General features: G+C 61.6%; 24 protein-coding genes. 12 read left to right on the top strand and 12 right to left on the bottom strand.

Annotated elements, in window-relative coordinates; all coding sequences use genetic code 11:
- Positions 1-23: 23 nt before the first annotated feature.
- From ACR3EK_RS10320 to secG, 8 genes are all read right to left on the bottom strand, one after another.
- Positions 24-773: a transporter substrate-binding domain-containing protein gene (locus ACR3EK_RS10320; protein ID WP_093962541.1), complete on the bottom strand. Its 750-nt coding sequence runs from the start codon at positions 771-773 to the stop codon at positions 24-26.
- A 32-nt stretch (positions 774-805) separates the two neighbouring features.
- On the bottom strand, positions 806-1582 hold the full coding sequence (locus ACR3EK_RS10315; protein ID WP_093962540.1) for an ABC transporter ATP-binding protein: 777 nt from the start codon (positions 1580-1582) through the stop codon (positions 806-808).
- Between the two features lie 128 nt (positions 1583-1710).
- Positions 1711-2454 (bottom strand): phosphate/phosphite/phosphonate ABC transporter substrate-binding protein, encoded by a 744-nt coding sequence (locus ACR3EK_RS10310; RefSeq protein WP_480634017.1) that lies wholly within the window; start codon positions 2452-2454, stop codon positions 1711-1713.
- Between the two features lie 5 nt (positions 2455-2459).
- Positions 2460-2897, bottom strand: coding sequence for a tellurite resistance TerB family protein (locus ACR3EK_RS10305; RefSeq protein WP_093962539.1), 438 nt, complete (start codon positions 2895-2897; stop codon positions 2460-2462).
- Between the two features lie 20 nt (positions 2898-2917).
- A complete protein-coding gene (locus tag ACR3EK_RS10300; RefSeq protein WP_170340012.1) occupies positions 2918-3367 on the bottom strand; it encodes a tellurite resistance TerB family protein in 450 nt (149 codons plus the stop codon).
- A 39-nt stretch (positions 3368-3406) separates the two neighbouring features.
- The gene (locus ACR3EK_RS10295) at positions 3407-3700 is read right to left on the bottom strand and encodes a DUF1330 domain-containing protein (protein ID WP_170363112.1); all 294 of its coding nucleotides are present in this window, start codon (positions 3698-3700) and stop codon (positions 3407-3409) included.
- A gap of 80 nt (positions 3701-3780) precedes the next feature.
- Positions 3781-5424, bottom strand: coding sequence for a CTP synthase (locus ACR3EK_RS10290; protein WP_093963011.1), 1644 nt, complete (start codon positions 5422-5424; stop codon positions 3781-3783).
- Between the two features lie 160 nt (positions 5425-5584).
- Entirely contained in the window at positions 5585-5950 is a 366-nt protein-coding gene (gene secG / locus ACR3EK_RS10285; RefSeq protein ID WP_093962537.1) for a preprotein translocase subunit SecG, read from the bottom strand.
- 150 nt (positions 5951-6100) lie between these two features.
- On the opposite strand from secG, the gene nthA reads away from it, so the two are divergent.
- The 6 genes from nthA (at position 6101) to ACR3EK_RS10255 (ending at position 10268) form a co-directional block, all read left to right on the top strand.
- Positions 6101-6715, top strand: coding sequence for a nitrile hydratase subunit alpha (nthA, locus tag ACR3EK_RS10280; RefSeq protein WP_480633319.1), 615 nt, complete (start codon positions 6101-6103; stop codon positions 6713-6715).
- Complete coding sequence (gene nthB / locus ACR3EK_RS10275) at positions 6712-7389, top strand: nitrile hydratase subunit beta (protein WP_480633318.1); 678 nt, start codon at positions 6712-6714, stop codon at positions 7387-7389. The genes nthA and nthB overlap by 4 nt, the downstream gene beginning before the upstream one ends.
- Positions 7386-7712 carry a nitrile hydratase accessory protein gene (locus ACR3EK_RS10270; RefSeq protein ID WP_170599382.1) on the top strand — a complete coding sequence of 109 codons (327 nt, stop codon included), beginning with the start codon at positions 7386-7388 and terminating at the stop codon, positions 7710-7712. Before nthB ends, ACR3EK_RS10270 begins: the two co-directional genes overlap by 4 nt.
- A gap of 218 nt (positions 7713-7930) precedes the next feature.
- Positions 7931-9226 carry an adenylosuccinate synthase gene (locus tag ACR3EK_RS10265; protein WP_480633317.1) on the top strand — a complete coding sequence of 432 codons (1296 nt, stop codon included), beginning with the start codon at positions 7931-7933 and terminating at the stop codon, positions 9224-9226.
- Complete coding sequence (locus ACR3EK_RS10260; RefSeq protein WP_480633316.1) at positions 9226-9468, top strand: DUF2842 domain-containing protein; 243 nt, start codon at positions 9226-9228, stop codon at positions 9466-9468. Before ACR3EK_RS10265 ends, ACR3EK_RS10260 begins: the two co-directional genes overlap by 1 nt.
- A gap of 86 nt (positions 9469-9554) precedes the next feature.
- Entirely contained in the window at positions 9555-10268 is a 714-nt protein-coding gene (locus ACR3EK_RS10255) for a porin family protein (protein WP_170358536.1), read from the top strand.
- Positions 10269-10338: 70 nt separating this feature from the next.
- Here the strand turns inward: ACR3EK_RS10255 and ACR3EK_RS10250 are convergent, their stop codons facing one another.
- Positions 10339-12075: a hypothetical protein gene (locus ACR3EK_RS10250; RefSeq protein WP_170402204.1), complete on the bottom strand. Its 1737-nt coding sequence runs from the start codon at positions 12073-12075 to the stop codon at positions 10339-10341.
- A gap of 124 nt (positions 12076-12199) precedes the next feature.
- On the opposite strand from ACR3EK_RS10250, the gene ACR3EK_RS10245 reads away from it, so the two are divergent.
- Positions 12200-12907 (top strand): thiamine diphosphokinase, encoded by a 708-nt coding sequence (locus ACR3EK_RS10245; RefSeq protein WP_480633315.1) that lies wholly within the window; start codon positions 12200-12202, stop codon positions 12905-12907.
- On the opposite strand, the gene ACR3EK_RS10240 is transcribed toward ACR3EK_RS10245, so the two are convergent.
- From ACR3EK_RS10240 to ACR3EK_RS10230, 3 genes are read right to left on the bottom strand one after another with little or no spacing between them, the layout of a single operon-like run.
- Positions 12852-13766 (bottom strand): DMT family transporter, encoded by a 915-nt coding sequence (locus tag ACR3EK_RS10240; RefSeq protein WP_170402210.1) that lies wholly within the window; start codon positions 13764-13766, stop codon positions 12852-12854. The two genes, ACR3EK_RS10245 and ACR3EK_RS10240, sit on opposite strands and share 56 nt — an antisense overlap.
- A 45-nt stretch (positions 13767-13811) precedes the next feature.
- Positions 13812-14228 (bottom strand): GFA family protein, encoded by a 417-nt coding sequence (locus tag ACR3EK_RS10235; protein WP_170443217.1) that lies wholly within the window; start codon positions 14226-14228, stop codon positions 13812-13814.
- A 25-nt stretch (positions 14229-14253) separates the two neighbouring features.
- A complete protein-coding gene (locus tag ACR3EK_RS10230) occupies positions 14254-15627 on the bottom strand; it encodes an L-serine ammonia-lyase (RefSeq protein ID WP_480633314.1) in 1374 nt (457 codons plus the stop codon).
- A 242-nt stretch (positions 15628-15869) separates the two neighbouring features.
- On the opposite strand from ACR3EK_RS10230, the gene rpiA reads away from it, so the two are divergent.
- The 5 genes from rpiA (at position 15870) to ACR3EK_RS10205 (ending at position 20448) form a co-directional block, all read left to right on the top strand.
- Entirely contained in the window at positions 15870-16655 is a 786-nt protein-coding gene (gene rpiA, locus ACR3EK_RS10225) for a ribose-5-phosphate isomerase RpiA (RefSeq protein WP_480633313.1), read from the top strand.
- A 119-nt stretch (positions 16656-16774) separates the two neighbouring features.
- Positions 16775-18133, top strand: a complete 1359-nt coding sequence (gor, locus tag ACR3EK_RS10220) for a glutathione-disulfide reductase (RefSeq protein ID WP_170437998.1) — start codon at positions 16775-16777, stop codon at positions 18131-18133.
- A gap of 72 nt (positions 18134-18205) precedes the next feature.
- Positions 18206-19354: an FtsH protease activity modulator HflK gene (gene hflK, locus ACR3EK_RS10215; RefSeq protein ID WP_170338334.1), complete on the top strand. Its 1149-nt coding sequence runs from the start codon at positions 18206-18208 to the stop codon at positions 19352-19354.
- Positions 19355-19357: 3 nt separating this feature from the next.
- Positions 19358-20254, top strand: coding sequence for a protease modulator HflC (gene hflC / locus ACR3EK_RS10210; RefSeq protein WP_170338336.1), 897 nt, complete (start codon positions 19358-19360; stop codon positions 20252-20254).
- Complete coding sequence (locus tag ACR3EK_RS10205; protein WP_093962522.1) at positions 20254-20448, top strand: DUF2065 domain-containing protein; 195 nt, start codon at positions 20254-20256, stop codon at positions 20446-20448. The genes hflC and ACR3EK_RS10205 overlap by 1 nt, the downstream gene beginning before the upstream one ends.
- Positions 20449-20567: the final 119 nt, after the last annotated feature.

Here is a 20567-nt window from a genome sequence, read left to right as displayed (position 1 = left end):
CGCCGAACCGCAGGACCGGATGCTTAGTTGGTGACGACCGAGCCGTCAGGTGCGTAGGTGGCGGTGTCTTCACCAAACCACTTTTTCAGCATCTCGTTCAGGGTGCCGTCCTCTTTCATCGAGGTGATGGCGGCATCGAACTTGCCGCGCAGTTCGGCATCGCTTTCGCGCAGGCCCATGCCGACGCCACCGCCCAGCGGAACCGGATCGCCGACAAAGACCAGTTCGCCATTCGATTCCTCGACCAGCGGCACCAGGTAGTCGCGGTCGGCCAGAACGGCATCAGCCTCACCGTTGCGCACGGCGGCGATGGTTTCCTCGGGCGTCGCGAACTCAACCAGAGTTGCGCCCGACTCGGCCACGTGGCCGGCCTGGATGGTAGCGGTCTGTGCGGCGACCACGCCGCCGGTCACGTCAGCATCCGCCGAGGTTGCGACATAGGCCGAAGCGGTCGGCGGATAGTAGTCCTGGGTGAAGTCGATGACCTCATCACGCTCGGCCGTGATCGACATGCCCGCGATGATGGTGTCGTAGTTGCCCGAGACCAGGTTCGGAATGATCGAATCCCAGTCGTTCTTGACCCATTCGCATTCCAGCTGGGCGCGTTTGCACAGCTCGTCGCCGACCTCACGCTCGAAGCCGTCGATCTCGCCGGCGTCGTTGATGAAGTTGTACGGAGGATAGGCGCCCTCGGTGCCCATGCGGACCGTGTCGGCCATGGCCATACCAGCGCCAAGCGCCAGCGCTGCAGTGGTCAGAATCAGGTTTTTCATTGGTAACTCCCCTGTTTGGTTCTGTCCTGATTTTATGCCGCCTTTGTGGCGGAGAGAAAGCCCCGAAGCCTTTCGGATTCGGCAGCAGTGAAAATATCTTCGGGCGAGCCTTCTTCTTCAATCAGGCCCTGGTGCAGAAACACCACGTGGCTTGAGATGTCGGCGGCCATCTGCATGTCGTGCGTGACGATGATCATGGTGCGGCCTTCCGCGGCCAGATCCTTGATCACCTTGATCACTTCCTGTTCCAGCTCGGGATCGAGTGCCGAGGTCGGCTCGTCGAACAGCAGCGCCTCGGGCTCCATGCACAGGCCTCGCGCGATCGCGGCGCGCTGTTGCTGGCCGCCCGACAGTTGCGCGGGATAGGCGTCGCATTTGTCGCCGATGCCAACTTTGTCCAGGTATTTGCGGGCGCTGTCCTCGACCTCGTGCCGGTCACGGCCCAGCACGGTGATCGGGGCTTCCATCACGTTCTGCAAGATGGTCATGTGGGCCCAAAGGTTGAACTGCTGGAACACCATCGACAGGTTGGTACGGATGCGCAGCACCTGTTTGGGATCGGCGGGGCGGCGGTGATCGCGGGTTCCGGTCCAACGCACCGGCTCACCTTTGAACAGGATCTCGCCCTCCTGGCTGTCTTCCAGCAGGTTGCAACAGCGCAGCAGGGTGGACTTGCCCGACCCGGATGATCCGATCAGCGACACCACGTCGCCGCGATGGGCGGTGATGTCCACTCCTTTGAGGACTTCGAGATTGCCAAAGCTTTTGTGCAGGTTCTTGATCTCGATGACGGGAGTGCTGTCTGTCACGGGTCGTCCTGGTGTTGTTGATTGCGTTGGTGCGGTACTAGGGCCGAAAAACAAGAGCAATGCAATGCGCAAATGACAAGTTCAAGTCCCGAAACCTCCGATTCGGCCACGGTCAGTGGTCAAATTGGTCAGCTTTCAGGCAGCAAAGCCGCAGGCGATGGCGGGTTGGGAACGGCCAGGTAGAGATCGGCTGCAACGTCGATCAACCCGCGGATGTGCAGCGCTGCCCGATCAGCCGGGGAAAGGTCTGAAATCGCGGCGCGAACCGCGGTGGCGACCGGGACCGGATCGCGCGTGATCGCGGTGATGTAGGGCAACGCCGGGGTGGGGCGCGTGCTTTCCACCGGGCGCAGGCGCTTGCCCAGATCGGTATGCTCTTGCAGCAGCACCCATGTCAGCGCGTCCAGCGATGCGAAATCGGCATGTCCATCGGCCACGGCCTGCGCCGACAAAGCGTGTCCACCGGTTTCCAGCAGGCGCGCCGGAGCAAGGCCCAGTTCGGACAGATGCGTGACCGGGGCGGCCCAACCCGATTGGGATAGCGCCTCGTTAAAAGCAAAAAAACCGGCCGCCAGTTCAGGCAGATCGCGCACGTCTTCAGCGCGGGCCACGAAAACCGAGCAGTAGTGTCCCCGCGGACAGCCCGGCAGGTCATAATCTGGAGTGCCGACCAGATGCACCTTGCCGTGCAGGCGCGTGCGATAAGGCATGCCGCAGGTCTGGGCAAAGACAAGGTCAGGGTCCTGCCAGATCTCCCAGAAATCGCGATCACGGGTCAGATGGTTCGGACCTTCGCCCAAATGTGCGCGAATCAAACTCCAAAAGCGATCGTTGGCCGGTTGCAAAGCGGGCATGTCGTACATGCCCAGCATCGCCGTCACGATTTGGCGGCCTTCTGCCGGGCTAGAGCTGAATCCACGTCGCTGACGCCCAGGAGGCTGACGACCAGCCGCAGCAGCGAGTCCTCGTCCTGCGAGCGCTGACCGTCAGCCAGCGCCACCGACCACAGCGCCTGAACCACGCCGAGGCGATGGTCGTACGGCACCGCATCCTTGATCGCACGGGTAAAGCGGACGGTATCAGGGGCCTCGGCCTCCAGATCTTCGGCCTGGGCGCGCAGCCCTGCGGCCTCGAACGGGGACAGGCCGTAGCGCTCGGCCAGAACCTTGTCGATGCGCGACATCTCGGTATCGGCATAGTCATCATCGGACCGGGCAAGGCGAACCAGCAGAGCGGCCAAGGCCAGCCGGGCGTCGTCATCGGTCAGTGGGTCGGGTTGCGGCTGGGTCAGCCGGGACAGGAAGGCGTTGAACATGGCCTAGATATAGCCGTCACTCAGCCCGCGTCCAAGCGGCTTTGCACCCGTTCGCGCGCGGCCTGGCTGTCATTGTAGCTGAGGCCCATTGCGATACGCGCTTCTTCGACGATCTTGATCTCGCCCTCGTCCGAATTGCCGTCGGCCAGCACAACCTCCCAAAGGGCCTCCATCGCGGCCAGACGTTCGTGCAAATCCGTCGTTTCGCGGATCAGTTTGCCGAACGTATCCGTGTCGGGGGCTGCGGCGTGCAGCTTCTCGCAGGTGGCGCGGACCTTGGCGGCCTCGATCGCGTTGTGCTGGTACAGCCGTGCCAGGATGCGGTCGATCAGGCTGATTTCCTCGATCTTGTAGTCGCGGTCGGCCTGCGCAACACGCACCAGCAAAGCGCCAAGCGCCAGTTCCGCATCAGGGTCCGGCAGCGTGGTCTGCTGAGGAGGGCGCAAAGCCTGCAGGAAGTTCTTTAGCAGTGGCATTGGGGAATCCGTATTTCTGTCACCGTGTCCGTGCTAGGCGTCATACCCTTCGATGATCACCAGATCACCGGATGAAACTGGATCGCGCAAGGCTTTAGCCTTTTGGTACAGGTCGCTTTCATAGCAGGCCAGGGCGGCCTCGTAGCTGGGAAATTCGATAACGACGGTTCGCGCCCGCGCTGCGCCTTCCCGCACCTGCCGATCTCCACCGCGTACCAGAAAACGGGCACCGTATTCGGCAAACGCCTCGCCATTGGCAGCGATGTAGGTCTTGTAGGTCTCCATGTCGTCTACATCGACATGGGCCACCCAGTATCCTTTGCTCACGCGGTCGGCTCCTTTTGTCCGTTCCGGCTCAAACTGAACCGGAACGCTTTGCAAAGCAAGACCAAGCCGTACAGTCCGCTTCAGACCAGACGCGACGTGTCCTTGGCCGCGCGAACGAAGTCGCGGAACAACGGGTGCGGATCGAAAGGTTTGGATTTCAGTTCCGGGTGGTACTGCACGCCGATGAACCACGGGTGATCCGACCATTCGACGATCTCGGGCAGGCGTCCGTCGGGTGACATCCCCGAGAAGTTCAAACCCGCTTTCTCAAGCTGTTCGCGATACTTGGTGTCCACCTCATAGCGGTGGCGGTGTCGTTCTTCGATCTGGGTGCTGCCATAGACCTCGGCCACTTTCGAGCCTTCGGTCAGAACCGCGTTGTAGGCACCCAGACGCATGGTGCCGCCCTTATCGTCACCAACCTTGCGTTCGATCTTGGCGTTGCCCTGAACCCATTCCTTGAGGTGATAGACCACCGGTTCAAAGCGTTTTTTGCCGGCCTCGTGGTCGAATTCCTCGGACCCCGCGCCGGAAATGCCGGCCACGTTGCGCGCGGCCTCGATCACTGCCATCTGCATGCCCAGACAGATGCCCAGATACGGCACCTTGTGTTCGCGGGCATATTGCGCAGCCTTGATCTTGCCTTCGGTGCCGCGCTCGCCAAAGCCGCCGGGCACCAGAATGGCGTGGAACCCTTCCAGATGCGGGCCGGGGTCTTCGGTGTCAAAGATCTCGGCATCGACCCACTCAACCTTGACCCGGACGCGATTGGCCATGCCGCCATGGGTCAGCGCCTCGGCGATGGACTTATAGGCGTCTTCCAGCTGGGTGTACTTTCCGACGATCGCGACCTTCACTTCGCCCTCGGCGTTGTGGATGCGGTCGCTGACGTCTTCCCACTTCGACAGGTCGGGCTTGGGCGCCGGGCTGATCTGGAATGCGTCGAGCACGGCCTGATCGAGACCTTCGCGGTGATAGGCCAGCGGCGCGTCGTAAATGGTCGAGAGATCCTGCGCGGCGATCACCGCGTCGGGGCGCACGTTGCAGAACAGGGCCAGCTTTTCGCGCTCTTTCTGCGGGATCGGTCCTTCGGAACGGCAGACCAGAATGTCGGGCGCCAGGCCGATTGAGCGCAGTTCCTTGACCGAGTGCTGGGTGGGCTTGGTCTTCAGCTCGCCAGAGGCCTTGATGTAAGGCAACAGGGTCAGGTGCATGAAAATGCACTGGCCGCGCGGTTTGTCCTGACTGAACTGACGGATGGCTTCAAAGAAGGGCAGGCCTTCGATGTCGCCCACGGTGCCGCCGATCTCGCACAGCATGAAATCGACCTCATCCTCGCCGATGGCGATGAAGTCCTTGATCTCGTTGGTTACGTGCGGGATCACCTGAATGGTCTTGCCCAGATAGTCGCCGCGGCGTTCCTTTTCCAGAACGTTCGAATAGATCCGCCCTGAACTGACCGAGTCGGTCTTTCGTGCGGCAACACCCGTGAAGCGTTCGTAGTGTCCTAGGTCCAGATCGGTCTCGGCCCCGTCGTCGGTGACGAAGACTTCACCGTGTTCGAACGGCGACATCGTGCCAGGATCGACATTCAGGTAGGGATCCAGCTTGCGCAGCCGAACCGAGTATCCCCGAGCCTGCAGAAGCGAACCCAGAGCAGCGGACGCCAGCCCTTTGCCCAAGGATGAAACAACACCACCAGTGATGAAAATAAATCGCGCCATGTTTCTTCGGCTGCCCCCGTGAGACGTAAACATCAACTGCCCGGCGGTTCGAAAAAACCGCAGCATCACGGGACTTCACGTATAAAGGATTCGCGCAAAAAGCGCAAGAGAACCGCAAGATGCTGTTGTGGTTCTCTTTCAGATTTCTAGGTTTTGTGGATCAGTCGGCCTGTGGGATCAGCGGCGCGTTGTCGCCCTGCGCCGGCGGCAGCAGGTCCTCGGCCGAGGGAACAGCAGGTGTGCTCTCTTCGGTCGCGTCCTGAGCCGGAACGCCAAGTCGGTCGATGACCGAGCTTCCAGCCGATTTTTCCGCGGCAAGAATCGTCAGGGTGATCGAGGTGACGATGAAGCAGGCTGCAAGGATCCAGGTCACCTTTGCCAGTGCCGTCGTTGCCGAACGTCCTGCAATGGCGCCACCACCGCCGCCACCCATGCCCAGGCCACCGCCTTCGGACCGCTGCAGCAGAACAACGGCGATCAGGCCCAAAGCCAAAAGAAGGTGGATGATGAGAACGACGTTTTCCATGGTGTTCCTGTGCGGCGTGGCGTGTATCGCCGGGTACTTAAGCAAGTTTGAGGCCGGGGGCAAGCCACGAGTTGCCATCACCGCAGGGGATTGTGCCGAACAGGCCAAATGGGGCTGGACACCCGGCGGTGCCTGGCTCAGGCTGCGGCCATGCCACATGACGACCACGACCACCCGCACGCGTTGCTGCCCCCGGACCCCGCTTTGCGCGTCAAAGCGCTTGAGACAATCCTGACCCGCAAGGGTTTGATCGATCCGGCCGCTCTGGACGAGATCATCGACACCTATCAGAACCGGATCGGTCCGCAGAACGGTGCGAAGGTTGTCGCCAAAGCTTGGTCTGACCCGGACTTCAAACGCGCCCTGCTGGACGACGCCACGCCTGTGCTCTCTGAGATGGGGTTTTATGGCCGGCAGGGCGAGCATATGGTCGTGGTCGAGAATACTCCCCGGACGCACAACATGGTCGTCTGCACCTTGTGCAGCTGTTACCCATGGCCGCTGTTGGGTATCCCCCCGGGCTGGTACAAATCTGACGCTTACCGCGCCCGAGCCGTGCGCGAGCCGCGCCGCGTCCTGGCTGAGTTCGGAGTTGAACTGCCCGAAGGTACCACGGTTCGTGTCTGGGATTCGACTGCCGAAATACGGTATCTGGTCTTGCCCATGCGCCCAGAAGGCACTGACGGTTTGAGCGAAGAGGACTTGGCCGCGCTGGTCACGCGCGACAGCATGATCGGCACGGGTTTGCCGAAGGTGTCGGCATGACCCGTGTCCACGACATGGGCGGGCGGTTCGGTGACGGGCCGGTACGCCCCGAGCCTGAGGACGCGCCGGTTTTTGCCGAAGGCTGGCACGCGCGGGCCCTTGCCGTGACGCTGGCTGCGGGCGCGTTGGGCCAATGGAACATCGACACGTCGCGCCATGCGCGGGAAAGGCTGTCCCCCAAGGACTATGCCCGGTTTAGCTATTACGAGAAATGGATTTCGGCCCTGGCCAACCTGTTGATCGAGACCGGGGTTTTGCGGATCGAGGATCTGCGCGGGCAGGGCGTTGACGAGCCACATCCGCTTGCTCCGCGAAAACTGCCGGCAGATGCGGTGGCCAGAGTTCTGGCCAAAGGTGGACCGGCCGATCGCCCGTCGAACATCCCTGCCGCTTTTGAGGTCGGCCAGACCGTTCGCACGCTGCGCCCTTCGGCCAATCGTCTTGTTGAAGGGGGGCACACGCGGCTGCCCGCATACGGAGCGGGCGCGACCGGACGCATTTTGCGGTTTCACGGCTCACATGTCTTGCCGGACTCCAGCGCGCATGGTCTGGGTGAAGCGCCCGAGCCGCTTTATGCCGTTGCTTTTCCCGCGTCGGAACTGTGGGCCAATCCCGAACACCCGGACGACGAGGTGATTCTGGATCTCTGGCAAAGCTATCTGGAACCCGCATGAGCATCTGTCCCGATCACAACGCCCCAAGTCCGGTTTTTGAGAGCCCCTGGCACGCTCAGTTGTTTGCGGTGACGGTGGCGTTGAATGAGGCCGGCCGGATTTCCTGGAGCGATTGGGCCGCTCGGTTCTCCGAGACTTTGCGGCGCCACGGGCTGAACCGCGAGCTGGACGGGGGCGACGATTATTTCATGGCATGGCTCGAAACGCTCGAGTCCGTTTTGGCCGAGCAGGAAACGGCATTGCCCGAAGAAATCCACGAAATGCGCGCAGCTTGGGAGGAGGCGTATCTGAAGACGCCTCACGGAATGCCGGTACGCCTTTAACCCCGGGTGACTTGGCAGTTGCTGCCCGTTCCGGGGGTTATCCCGGTATCTTCTGGGTCAGATGAACAACGGCGCGGACTCCATCCGGTGGCCATGATCCCCGACAACAGCATTGCGCGTCGGCGCGATTGGTGGCTGCGGCGAATTACCGGTTTCCCTGTTGCCTGCACCCCGCTATATGGGCCGGGTTTGGTAATTCAGCGCAAAAAGGACCGGATATGGCCAATGTGGTTGTTGTCGGCGCCCAATGGGGTGACGAAGGAAAAGGCAAGATCGTCGACTGGCTCAGCGAGCGGGCAGACGTGATCGCGCGTTTTCAGGGCGGGCACAACGCCGGGCATACGCTGGTCATCGATGGCAAGGTCTACAAGCTGCATGCACTGCCGTCTGGTGTGGTGCGTGGTGGCAAGCTGAGCGTCATCGGCAACGGGGTTGTCCTGGATCCCTGGCATCTGCTGAAAGAGATCGAAACGATCCGCGCGCAAGGCGTCGAGATCACACCTGAAACGCTGATGATTGCGGAAAACACACCCTTGATCCTGCCGATCCACGGCGAGCTGGACCGCGCGCGCGAGGAAGCAGCGAGCAAGGGCACCAAGATTGGCACGACCGGGCGCGGGATCGGCCCGGCCTATGAAGACAAGGTTGGTCGCCGCTCGGTGCGTGTGGCCGATCTTGCGGATGAGGCGACTCTCGAGGCCCGGGTCGATAGGGCGTTGCAACACCACGACCCGCTGCGCAAGGGTTTGGGTATCGACGCCGTGGATCGTGACGCACTGATCGCCCAATTGAAGGAAATCGCGCCGCAGATCCTGCCTTTTGCGGCCCCCGTCTGGAAAGTGCTGAATGAAAAGCGCAAAGCGGGCAAGCGCATCCTGTTCGAAGGCGCTCAGGGTGCATTGCTGGATATCGATTTCGGCACGTATCCGTTTGTGACCTCGTCGAACGTGATTGCAGGGCAGGCGGCGACGGGCGTGGGGATCGGTCCGGGGTCGATCGACTTCGTTCTGGGTATCGTGAAGGCCTACACTACTCGTGTTGGCGAAGGCCCGTTCCCGACCGAACTGCACGACGCCGACGGGCAGCGACTAGGAGAGCGCGGACATGAATTCGGCACCACGACAGGCCGCAAGCGGCGCTGCGGCTGGTTTGACGCCTGCCTCGTGCGACAAACCTGCGCCACAAGTGGCGTCAACGGAATCTCTCTGACCAAGCTCGATGTTCTGGACGGGTTCGAGACACTGAAAATCTGTGTCGCTTACGAACTGGACGGCAAGCGTTTGGACTATTTGCCCACGGCTGCGGATCAGCAGGCGCGGTGCACACCGATCTATGAAGAAATGCCGGGCTGGAGCGAGTCCACCGAGGGCGCGCGCAGCTGGGCAGACTTGCCGGCAAACGCCATCAAATATGTCCGCCGGGTGGAAGAACTGATCGAATGCCCGGTGGCGCTGCTGTCTACCAGCCCGGAGCGGGACGACACCATCCTTGTGACCGACCCGTTTGCCGACTGATGGCAGGCGCGGACAAACCCGGCCTCAGCTACAAGGCCCGCAAACGGTGGTCACTGGTTCTGTTGCTGGTGGGGCTGCCGCTGTATATTGTGGCGGTGGTCACCATCGTGAACTGGCTGGACCGACCATCAATCCTGGTCGAACTGCTGGTCTATGTGGTTTTGGGTGTTCTGTGGGCGCTGCCATTTAAATTTGTGTTTCGTGGTGTTGGCAAAGAAGACCCGGATCAAGATCAGCAGTAGACCATACCGTTGTAAGAAACCTGCCGACGTGACAGGCTTGTCCGAAAAACAGTTTCGGTAAGCACAAGTCGGCAGGTGGATCCTTGATGAAAAATGCTGTTTTGGTCACATTGACCAGCCTCTCAACCTTGAGTTCGGGTGCCGTTTGGGCTGATGATTGGGAATTCGTCATTGCCCCTTACCTCTGGGGGCCGGATTTCAGAACCTCTCTGGACATTGGGCCGAACCCTCCGGTTGATGGCAGCAAATCCATCTTCGACATTCTAAACAGCGCATTCCTGATCGCGGGCGAGGCCCGGAAAGGGCGTTGGTCGATCGGAGGCGAGTTCAACTATCTGAATTTGGGCGACACCGTTTCCATCGGACCATTCAGCAACGCCGCGAGCTGGGAGCTGGACGGGATAATGACCTCGCTCGCGGGCAGCTACGCGGTGGCAGAGGACAGCCAGTCCCGAATTGAGGTGCTGGGCGGGCTGCGCCATTGGGATCTTGATCTGTCGACAACCGTGGCCGGTTTCACGGCAAGCACTGACCAAAGCTGGACAGATCCAATCATCGGGGCGCGATACTCTCGTGCGCTGAATGAGCGGTGGAAACTTGCGGCCATGGGCAACATCGGTGGTTTTGGCTATGGGTCGAAATTCCAGTGGGAGGCCCTCGTTCAAGCCAATTGGAGTTGGACCGAGACCATCGATGTTGCAGCCGGCTACCGTCATCTGAGCGTTGATTTTGAGGACGGCCGCAACGTTGTCGATCTTATACTGACCGGCCCGTACGTGGCGTTGGCGTTCAAGTTCTGAGCTTTCACGCAAAATGCAAAAAAAGGCCGGAGAGGATCTCCGGCCTGTCTTGGGCAGTTGGGGGGTCTTGTCAGCCCGCGGCGCGCTTGTCGTCGGGGCGGAAGCCGATCTGGTTCGAGGCGGCAAAGCGCCCTCCGCCGGCTTTTTCGATCTTTCCATCGCGCAGAAGCTGGCCGAACGAACGCAAGCTTTCTTCGCGGTTGAACTCATCCTGCTTGAGTGACCGCACCTTGTTCATCAGCTGTGGACGCGAGAACTGCTCCTGACCTTCGATGAAAGACAGGTAGGCCGCCGCCGCCTCCAGCAGGTCGGGCAGGGATTGTGCGCCCTGCTCCTGAGCGAAATGGGCAAAGCCGCCTTCTTCGGATGCGTCGTCGTCTTGTGCTGCAGTCACGCGGCGCGGGGTGACCGGACCGGCGTCCGCGTCCTGCGTATCGATACGCTGCTCGGCAACCAGCTTGAGCGGCGCGGCCGTATCCGACTCGGGGCGCATGCTGGTGACATGGATTTCCGGACGACGGGGGCTGACGACCGAGGCCAGGTCTCCACGATATTTCTGGTTTTCGTCCTCATCCGCATCGCGGGCCTTGCCGCCTTCAGCTTCGGTGGCTGCTACAGCTGTGCGCAGGTGGGAATAAGTTTCCCGCTTGTCCGAAGTGGCCGGGTCGTCCATTTGGGCGTCGGCCTTCTCCATCAGGCGCAACACGTCCGAGTCCACGTCCTGAGGCTTGTTTGCGTCGCGTTTCGAGCGCGCATCCATTTCCGCCTCTATTTCCGAGATCTCACCCAGGATGCTCTCTTCGTCTTCGGCAGTCAGGACGCCGTCTTCCGCGAGTTCAGAGACTTCCTCATCGGCATCTTCGGGCTGATCACCCAGAATGTTGAGGATGTCGTCAGCCTCGGGCTCCGAGTCGGTGTCCTCTTCAAGATCAGCAAAGAGAATCTCGGACGAGGCTTCTTCATCACTGGCGGCCTGGTCGTCTTCGGACGTTTCTTCCGCCGCGGCTTCCTCAGCCTCTTCCAGATCAGCTTCAACTTCCGGAGCATCCTCGGCGCCTTCATCAGCCTCCGCTTCGACTTCCGATGCTGCCGAGAATTCTTCTTCCGCTTCGAATTCGACCGCGGCCTGAGGTTCTTCCTCGGCCAGGTCGACAAACGGGTCCGTGGGCTGTTGTGTGGCTTCTACCGGAGCATCTTCCTGCATCACCTCTTCAGTTGCACCCAGATCTTCGGGGCTGAGCGCTCCGGCTTCGAATGCGGCCGAGATGGCGTCAATCTGGGGCTCGGGCGAGGCTAGAAAACCGCTGTCTTCGTCTTCGCTGTAGGCGGGGGGCGTCTGGTCATTATGCGAGACGACCGCGCGGATGCGCTGCAGCTTGGCGGCGATGCTGTCGGCGCCTTGGGGGGCTGCGGATTCGACTGGCTCGGCATCGGCAAAGAATGCGGCAGCACCAGCCGCCGGTGCTGTGTCGACCACGCTCAGGTCAGGGCTGGCGGGCGCCGGTGTGCTGGCTGCGGGTGCGGGTTGTTGCGGGGCCGCATCATGGGCTTCATCCGTGGCGCGCAGCAGCAGTCCGGTGTCGTTCTGCTTGGCTTCCACACGGCGCGAAGCGTCACGCTGAGCGATACGGGTCAACATTTCTGCGTCTGGTTGCGGAGGCTCGGAGCCGAAATACCTGTCATCCGCAGCAAGATCGCGGAAGTATTCGGCAATCGCCTTCATCGTCTCAAAGGAATCGTCAAAGCCTTCCAAAGTGCATGAGAAGGTTCCGTAGGAAACGGTCAATACCTTGTTGTTCTGTACCATCAGACGCACGTCCTCTACAAACTACACAGAGCCAACCCGCGCGACGCTGGGCGCGTCTGTCAGCTCGAACCTGTTCTAAAGAACCTATCATTTTGTGGTCTCAATGTGTCCAAAAGCGGGAAAAATGGTCAATCTTGGAAAAAACGGCGAAATTGTTCATTCCAAAAGACCAATTGCCCTGTTCGGCGGAGGGGAAATCGGCCCCGATGACCTGAATCTGGCGCTGAATCGCGTCAATGGCGCTGTAGCTGCGGATGGCGGGGCCGCCGCATTGATCGATTCGGGGCGCGTTCCGGATGCGGTGATCGGCGACTTCGATTCGTTGGAACGCGCCTATCTTGCACGGATACCAGAGGACCGTTTGTTTCCGATCCGGGAACAGGACAGCACTGATTTCGACAAGGCCCTACGCAATATTCGCGCGCCGCTGGTCTTGGGCGTCGGGTTTCTCGGAGGTCGGCTGGACCACCAGCTGGCGGTGCTCAATACGCTGGTTTGCCACCAAGACAGGCCGTGCGTCCTGCTGGGCGCACGCGAAGCGGTCTTTCACGCCCCGCCCAGCATATCACTGTCGCTCACGCCGGGCGACACAGTGTCATTGTTTCCATTTCAGCGTGTAACCGGACGCAGTTCGGGGTTGGAATGGCCGATCGACGGACTGGTGCTTGAGCCGGACGGGCGAGTCGGAACATCGAACCGTGCGCTGGCTCAGGTTACCCTCGAGGTCGACGGACCCGGGTTGCTGGTCATGGTGCCGCGCGACGCTCTTGATGCTGTCATGCGGGCGTTTGCGTCGGCGCAGACCGGGCGCTGGCCCGCTCGCGCAGGATGACATAAAGCCCGGCCGCGATCGTGATGGCGATCCCCAGGGCCGCCGGGCCGTTTGGCAGATCGTGAAAGATGAGCCAGCCGATCAGCGTCGCCACCGGAATCTCCAGATACTGCATCGGCGCCAGCGTTGCTGAAGGCGCGAACCGCAGCGCCCATGTCATCAGCAGATGTGCCACGGTTCCGAGAACACCGATGGCCAACAGCAACCAATGAGCGTTGTCTTGCGGCAGGGTCAGTGCCAGATCCGGAAGACCTGTCAGGGCCCCGATCGCAAGCACTGGAGCCAGGACCGCGGTGGCCAGCAGCCCGGACACGGCCTGCAGGGCAATCGGATCGGTTTCTTTGGCAATCTGCCGGGTCACCAGCATGAACAGGGCAAAGACGACAGCCACGATCAGCGGCAAAAGGGCCGGAGCACCAACCTCGGCAAAGCTGGGCTGGATGACCAGCAACGTGCCAGCAAAGCCGACAATGCAGGCGATCAGACGACGATGCCCGACTTCTTCACCCAGCACATACTTGCCCAGCAGCAGCATGATGAATGGCATGACAAAGGCGATGGCGACGGCATCGGCCAGCGGCAGATACTGCAGCGCACTGAACATCGCTGCGATTCCGACAATGTGCAGCAGAGTGCGCAGCACGGTCAGCCGCAGCACGCGCCCGCGCATTCGCCAGGTCCGACCCGTCAGCGCCACCAGCGGAATCAGGATGGCCGCCTGCACCGCAAAACGCACCAGCACCAGAACGCCAAGCGGAGTGGTTTCTCCCAACAGCTTGGCCAAGGCATCTCCCAGCGGTGCAAGCACGCAGAAACCAAGCATCAAAACGATGCCGAAGACGGGACGATCCTGTGTCATGGGCGCGACGCTAGACGTTTCCCGCAGAATGGGAAAGGCCCGTCGTCAGTCCTCGGGCAAGGGCTGAACCTTTGTGTAGTCCGGACCGATGCAAGTGGGCAGCTCGTCACCCAGTTCGAGCCACGTCAGTTTCTCTTCATAGGCGACATGCAGCGTTGGCCGCAGGGCTTCGGGGTTCTCCAGTGTCGCTACATAAAGGTGCAAAACGTCGGACATCGTAGTGGATCGGAACGAGATCGGCGTTCCGCAATGCGGGCAAAAGCTGCGCTCGACACCGGGGGAAGAGTTGAACCGCTTCGGTTCCTCTCCGGTCCAACGCCACTGACCGTCGCGCACCCCAAAATATGTGGTCATCGGCGCGGCACACTGGCGGCGGCAGCTGTCACAATGGCAGGAAACACAAGACAGGACTGGAGGGTCGACCTCGAACCCGATTCTGCCGCACAGGCAATGTCCATGCATTGAGCTGCCCTCCCTGTTTGTTCCCTCAGCAGTTTGGCACGTTGACGGCCAGACCACCCAGCGAGGTTTCCTTGTACTTTTCGTGCATGTCATGGCCGGTCTGGCGCATGGTCTCGATCACCGCATCCAGCGGCACGAAATGCTGCCCGTCTCCGCGCAGGGCCAGCGACGCCGCCGAAACCGCCTTGATCGCGCCCAGCCCGTTGCGCTCGATGCAGGGAACCTGCACCAGCCCGGCGACCGGGTCGCAGGTCATGCCCAGATGATGCTCCAGCGCGATCTCGGCGGCGTTTTCCACTTGTTCCGGTGTGCCGCCCATCACTGCGCAAAGACCAGCCGCGGCCATTGCGGCCGCGCTGCCGACCTCGGCCTGGCAGCCAGCCTCGGCACCCGAGATCGACGCGTTGTACTTCACCAGACCGCCGATGGCGGCGGCGGTCAGCAGGAAATCCTCGATATGGCTTTCCGACGCGCCTGGAACGTGATCGAGGTAGTAGCGCAGCACCGCCGGCAGTACGCCCGCCGCGCCATTGGTTGGGGCGGTGACGACCTGACCGCCGGCGGCGTTTTCCTCATTCACCGCCATCGCATAGACGCTCATCCAGTCGTTGATCGTGTGCGGCGCGTTCAGGTTCATGCCGCGTTCGGCCATCAGCGCATCGTGTATCGCCTTGGCGCGGCGCCGCACCTTGAGGCCGCCGGGCAGTGTGCCGTCGGTGCTCAGCCCGCGCTCGATACAGGCGTTCATCACCTCCCACAGTCGAGCGGTGCCCTTCGCGAAACTGTCGGCGCAGCCGCGCGCGATCTCGTTGGCGCGTTTCATTTCGGCGATGGTCTTGCCGCTGCTGCGCGCCATTTCCAGCATTTCGGCGGCGGTCTTGAACGGGAAAAGCACCGGCGGGCCGTCATTTGTGTCCTTGCCTTCGGCCAGTTCCTCTTCGGTCAGGACAAAGCCGCCGCCGACCGAGTAATAAACCTGCCGCAAGATCACGTCGCCCTGCGCGTCGGTGGCCATCAGGATCATGCCGTTGGCATGGCCGGGTAGGGTGTTGTCGTAGTCGAAGATCAGATCGGCCTTTGGGTCGAACCGCAGGGTCGGCAGACCCTCGGGTGTGACAGTGCCGGTTTCGGCAATTTCGGCCAGTGCCGCTTCGGCACGGCCGTGGTCATAGCTGTCGGGGACAAACCCAGCCAGCCCCAGGATCGTGGCGCGGTCCGTGGCGTGGCCGACGCCGGTGAAGGCCAAAGATCCATGCAGAGACGCGCGCAAGCCAGCGAATTCGAATGGCGAGGCGCGCATCAGATCGAGGAACCGCGCAGCCGCCACCATCGGCCCCATCGTGTGGGACGAGGATGGGCCAACGCCCACTTTGAACATATCGAAGACGGATAGAAACATGTCTGGTCGCTGAGCCTTGTGGCGAGTTGGCGGCCGGGCCGGTTTGAAGCGCCCGAACCGCTGGGAAACTGTATGCGCTTTATTTACACAACCGAGCCGACCACTGAAGATTTGATTGCGACGTTTCCGATGGGAAACGCGTATTCGTGTATCGATTATTGCGCCGGTCCCGCGGATTTTGGGCCTCGCAGTCGGGCAGGGCTTTCCGTATAAGTTCCCCAAAGAACTGAGGGGAAGCCGCAATGACAGCAGAGTTGTCACCCATCGACCGGGCCAAGAGTGTCGCCGCCTATCGCGCGGCCGAGATGGTCGAAGACGGGATGCGCGTGGGTCTGGGTACCGGATCGACCGCGGCATGGTTGGTGCGTCGTCTGGGAGAGCGGGTGCGGGACGAAGGTCTGCGGATAAAAGGCGTTCCGACGTCGACGGCTACGGCGCAGCTTGCGCGCGAGGTCGGGATCGAGGTTGTTTCGCTGGATCAGGCGGGTTGGCTGGACGTGACGATCGATGGCGCCGACGAGTTCGACGGCGAGCTGAACCTGATCAAGGGCGGCGGCGCGGCGTTGCTGCTGGAAAAGATCGTGGCCACGGCCAGCGACCAGATGATCGTGATCGCCGATGCAGGCAAAGAGGTTGAGGCGCTGGGCGCGTTCCCGCTGCCGGTCGAGGTCATTCCCTTTGGCTGGCAGACCACGCGCACGCTGATCGAGGAGTTGCTGGACACGATGGACGTGCTGGGCACGTCGGCGACCCTGCGGATGAACAGCGAGGCGCCGACCGTGACGGATGAGGGCAATCACATACTCGACCTGCACCTGCAACGCATCGGCAACCCGAGGCAACTGGCTTTGGTGCTGAACCAGATACCGGGTGTGGTCGAAAACGGGCTGTTCATCGACATCTGCGACAAGGTCGTGATCGGCCACGGCGACGGCCGGGTCGAGCTGCGCGATTTCAACAGCGGTACGATCGAGCTGGATCGGTTGGGCGACGAACACGACAACCTGTTTTCGGACCTGGCCGACTGAGCCAACCGCGCACCCGGCTTCACAGCGGTGTGCGATTTCCGGGCCAAGGGGTTGGCACGATCATTCACGCCCCCAAATACTCAGGGCAATTTCAGGCAGGCTGACAAAAGGAACGCGGCATGAGCTTTGACTATGATCTTTTCGTCATTGGAGGCGGCTCGGGCGGTGTCCGCGCGGCGCGTGTGGCGGCGGGCGAAAACGGCGCCAAGGTCGCGCTGGCCGAAGAGGACCGCTATGGCGGAACCTGCGTGATCCGCGGCTGCGTTCCCAAAAAGCTGATGGTGTTCGCCAGCGAATACGCGGGAATGGTCGAGGACGCTCGTGCCTATGGTTGGGATATTCAGCCGGGCGCTTTCGACTGGCCGCAGTTCCGCGGCAAGCTGCATGCCGAACTCGACCGGCTGGAAGGCATCTATCGCAATATCCTCAAGAACAACGGCGTCGAAACCTTTGACCAGCGCGCGAAACTGCTCGACCCGCATACGGTTGAACTGGCCGACGGCACTCGCAAGACCGCCAAGCACATCCTGATCGCCACCGGCGGGCGACCGGTTGTGCCGGAATTCCCCGGTTCAGATCTGGCCATCACCTCGAATGAGATCTTCCACCTTGAGAAGCTGCCCGAGACCATGCTGATCGTCGGCGGCGGCTATATCGCCTGCGAATTCGCCGGGATCATGAACGGCATGGGCGTCAAGACCACGCAGTTCTATCGCGGCGCGCAAATCCTGCGGGGTTTCGACGACGAGGCGCGCGGGCTGATCTGCGAAGAGATGTGCCAAAACGGGATCGATGTGCATCTGGGCACCAATGTGCTCGAGATGAAAAAACAGGGTGACAAGATCTGGGTCAAGGCGACCAACGGGTCTGAACAGCTGTTCGATGTGGTGATGTATGCCACGGGCCGGGCGCCAAATGCGGATGATCTGGGCCTTGAGGCGCTGGGCGTCGAACGTGGCCGCAAAGGGCAGATTGTCGTGGACGAATACAGCCAGACCGCGGTGCCCTCGATCTATGCCATCGGGGACGTGACCGACCGGGTGAACCTGACGCCGGTCGCCATCCGCGAGGGCATGGCCTTTGTCGAGACCGTATTCAAGGGCAATCCCACCCCAGTGGATCATGAGCTGATCCCGACCGCGATCTTCACCCAGCCCGAGATGGGAACCGTGGGCCTGAGCGAGGAGCAGGCCGCCGAGCAGGAGCCGATCGAGGTCTACGCGACCTCGTTCAAGCCGATGCAGAAGGCGTTCGCGGGCGGCACGCAACGGGTGTTGATGAAGCTGATCGTCAGCCAGGCCACCCGCAAGGTGCTGGGTTGTCACATTGTCGCCCCTGGCGCGGGTGAGATGATCCAGTTGGCGGGCATCGCGGTCAAAATGGGAGCGACAAAGGAAGATTTCGATCGCACGGTTGCGGTCCATCCGGTGATGGCCGAAGAACTGGTAACCATGCGGCAACCCGTGCGTACCGCTTGATTTGCAAGCGCGCGCACACAGGTTACAAGGGATCCCGTAAGCACACGGGCCAAAACAAGGGAAATGAAACACATGGCGGGCAACAGCGGAGGCCCCTGGGGGGGCGGAGGCTCATCCGGTGGCGGAGGAAACCGGGGAAACAATGGGGACGGGCGACGCCCGCCCGAAGGCGACGGGCCGCAGATCCCCGAGATCGACGAGTTGATGAAAAAAGGCCAGGAGCAGCTGCGCGTGCTGATGGGCGGGCGCGGCGGCGGGGGCCGAGGCGGCAACGGATCCGGCCAGGGCGGCGGTGGCGGCCCGGCAATTACCAAGGGCACCATCCTGCTGGGCGGGGTTGCCGCTCTGGTTCTGTGGGGCTTTGCCAGCGCCTATACGGTCAAACCCGAAGAGCAGTCGGTTGAACTGCTATTCGGTCGCTTTACCGGAATCGGCACCGAAGGTCTGAACTTTGCCCCGTGGCCTGTTGTCACGGCGGAAGTCATCCCGGTGAAGGTCGAACAGACCGAAACCATCGGATCGGGCGGTCGCGGTTCGGACGCCGGTCTGATGCTGACGGGCGACGAAAATATCGTCGATATCGATTTCCAGGTGGTCTGGAATATCTCGAATCCTGCGGACTACCTGTTCAACCTGCGCGACCCGAAACAAACTATCCAGGCCGTGTCTGAGTCGGCCATGCGCGAGATCATCGCGCAGTCGGACCTCGCGCCGATCCTGAACCGCGACCGTGCTATCATCGCCGAACGGCTTGAGGAACTGATCCAGTCGACTCTGGACAGTTACAACTCGGGTATCAACATCGTCCGTGTGAACTTTGACGGCGCCGACCCACCGGAACCGGTCAAGGATGCCTTCCGCGAGGTTCAGTCGGCTGGACAGGAACGCGACCGGCTTGAGAAGCAGGCCGATGCCTATGCGAACCGGGTTTTGGCCGGCGCGCGTGGTGAAGCCGCGCAGGTGCTGGAAGAGGCCGAAGGCTATCGGGCACAGGTCGTGAACGAAGCTCAGGGTGAGGCCAGCCGGTTTGGCGCGGTTCTCGAAGAATACTCGAAAGCTCCGGATGTGACCCGCAAACGTCTGTACCTTGAACGGATGGAGCAGGTTCTGGGCGACGTGGACAAGATCATCTTGGATGACAGCGCAACAGGCCAGGGGCAGGGCGTCGTGCCTTATCTGCCGCTGAACGAACTGCGCCGCAACTCGGGTGAGGGGAACTAAGACATGCGTAAATCAACCTTTCTCCTACCTGCCATTTTCGTGGTTATTGTGATCGCCCTCTCAGCGATCTTCATCGTGGACGAGCGTGAAAAAGCGCTGGTTCTGCAATTCGGTCGCGTGATCGACGTCAAGGAAGACCCGGGCCTGGCCTTCAAGATTCCGGTCATTCAGGAGGTCGTGCGCTACGATGACCGTATTCTAAGCCGCGAGGTCGGGCCGCTGGAAGTCACGCCGCTGGATGACCGCCGCCTGGTGGTCGACGCCTTCGCGCGCTATCGGATCACCGATGTGCGGCAGTTCCGTGAGGCCGTGGGTGCCGGCGGCATCGACACAGCGGAGCAGCGTCTGGATTCGATCCTGCGCGCCAAAACCCGCGAGGTTCTGGGTTCGGTAAGCTCGAATGACATTCTCAGCTCGGACCGGGCGGCGCTGATGCTGCGCATTCGCAACGGCGCGATCGCCGAGGCCCGCGATCTGGGCCTTGAGGTGATCGACGTTCGCCTGAAACGTACCGACCTGCCGCAGGCCAACCTCGAAGCGACCTTTGCCCGGATGCGCGCCGAGCGGGAACGCGAGGCGGCCGACGAAGTGGCGCGCGGTGAAGAAGCTGCACAGCGGATCCGTGCCCAGGCCGACCGGACCGTGGTCGAACTGGTCTCCGAGGCCCGCCGTGAGGCGGAGATCGTTCGCGGTGAGGCTGATGCCGAACGGAACGCGATCTTTGCCGAAGCCTATGGCAAGGACCCGGAGTTCTTCGAGTTCTACCGCTCGCTTTCGGCCTATGAGAACGCTCTGAAAGGCGGCAACAGCTCGCTGGTGCTCAGCCCGGATTCCGAGTTCTTCAACTACCTCGGATCTCCGCAAGGCCGTTCGGCGCCCGCCGCGCCGGCCTCCCAATAGTGGGTATGATCCTGCTGGCCTTCGGGCTGGTGTTGATTGTCGAGGGGCTGGCCTATGCGCTGGCCCCTTCGCTTGTCGAGCGGATGCTTGAGGCGTTGCGCAGCATCCCCGAACCGGCCCGCAGATTGGTCGGACTTCTGTGTGTGGTCAGTGGCTTCGTCCTGTTGTGGACGGCCAATCGGCTGGGGTTTTGATCGGTTGAAGTAAACTGGCAGTGAATTCCTCAACTTCCCGAGTTGCGGGCGGTCACAAACTGACTACATTGTTTCCCAGCAAGCTGCTCAGGCAGCCACCAACAGAACAATGTCGACAA

The organism is Ruegeria sp. BC8 (genome assembly GCF_056535705.1).
Note: the sequence above shows the minus strand (reverse complement) of the source record. Positions and strands in the feature narration are given on the sequence as shown.

What these genes read in the sequence shown, in the direction of transcription:
- ACR3EK_RS10260 (WP_480633316.1), top strand. Translation starts at nt 9,226, where the DNA reads ATGGCAGGCGCGGACAAACCCGGCCTCAGCTACAAGGCCCGCAAACGG.
- rpiA (WP_480633313.1), top strand. Translation starts at nt 15,870, where the DNA reads ATGACAGCAGAGTTGTCACCCATCGACCGGGCCAAGAGTGTCGCCGCC.
- ACR3EK_RS10235 (WP_170443217.1), bottom strand. Translation starts at nt 14,228, where the DNA reads ATGCATGGACATTGCCTGTGCGGCAGAATCGGGTTCGAGGTCGACCCT.
- nthA (WP_480633319.1), top strand. Translation starts at nt 6,101, where the DNA reads ATGCCACATGACGACCACGACCACCCGCACGCGTTGCTGCCCCCGGAC.
- gor (WP_170437998.1), top strand. Translation starts at nt 16,775, where the DNA reads ATGAGCTTTGACTATGATCTTTTCGTCATTGGAGGCGGCTCGGGCGGT.
- ACR3EK_RS10255 (WP_170358536.1), top strand. Translation starts at nt 9,555, where the DNA reads ATGAAAAATGCTGTTTTGGTCACATTGACCAGCCTCTCAACCTTGAGT.
- ACR3EK_RS10265 (WP_480633317.1), top strand. Translation starts at nt 7,931, where the DNA reads ATGGCCAATGTGGTTGTTGTCGGCGCCCAATGGGGTGACGAAGGAAAA.
- ACR3EK_RS10305 (WP_093962539.1), bottom strand. Translation starts at nt 2,897, where the DNA reads ATGTTCAACGCCTTCCTGTCCCGGCTGACCCAGCCGCAACCCGACCCA.
- ACR3EK_RS10240 (WP_170402210.1), bottom strand. Translation starts at nt 13,766, where the DNA reads ATGACACAGGATCGTCCCGTCTTCGGCATCGTTTTGATGCTTGGTTTC.
- ACR3EK_RS10290 (WP_093963011.1), bottom strand. Translation starts at nt 5,424, where the DNA reads ATGGCGCGATTTATTTTCATCACTGGTGGTGTTGTTTCATCCTTGGGC.
- ACR3EK_RS10310 (WP_480634017.1), bottom strand. Translation starts at nt 2,454, where the DNA reads ATGCTGGGCATGTACGACATGCCCGCTTTGCAACCGGCCAACGATCGC.
- secG (WP_093962537.1), bottom strand. Translation starts at nt 5,950, where the DNA reads ATGGAAAACGTCGTTCTCATCATCCACCTTCTTTTGGCTTTGGGCCTG.
- hflK (WP_170338334.1), top strand. Translation starts at nt 18,206, where the DNA reads ATGGCGGGCAACAGCGGAGGCCCCTGGGGGGGCGGAGGCTCATCCGGT.
- ACR3EK_RS10230 (WP_480633314.1), bottom strand. Translation starts at nt 15,627, where the DNA reads ATGTTTCTATCCGTCTTCGATATGTTCAAAGTGGGCGTTGGCCCATCC.
- ACR3EK_RS10250 (WP_170402204.1), bottom strand. Translation starts at nt 12,075, where the DNA reads ATGGTACAGAACAACAAGGTATTGACCGTTTCCTACGGAACCTTCTCA.
- ACR3EK_RS10245 (WP_480633315.1), top strand. Translation starts at nt 12,200, where the DNA reads ATGGTCAATCTTGGAAAAAACGGCGAAATTGTTCATTCCAAAAGACCA.
- nthB (WP_480633318.1), top strand. Translation starts at nt 6,712, where the DNA reads ATGACCCGTGTCCACGACATGGGCGGGCGGTTCGGTGACGGGCCGGTA.
- ACR3EK_RS10270 (WP_170599382.1), top strand. Translation starts at nt 7,386, where the DNA reads ATGAGCATCTGTCCCGATCACAACGCCCCAAGTCCGGTTTTTGAGAGC.
- ACR3EK_RS10320 (WP_093962541.1), bottom strand. Translation starts at nt 773, where the DNA reads ATGAAAAACCTGATTCTGACCACTGCAGCGCTGGCGCTTGGCGCTGGT.
- hflC (WP_170338336.1), top strand. Translation starts at nt 19,358, where the DNA reads ATGCGTAAATCAACCTTTCTCCTACCTGCCATTTTCGTGGTTATTGTG.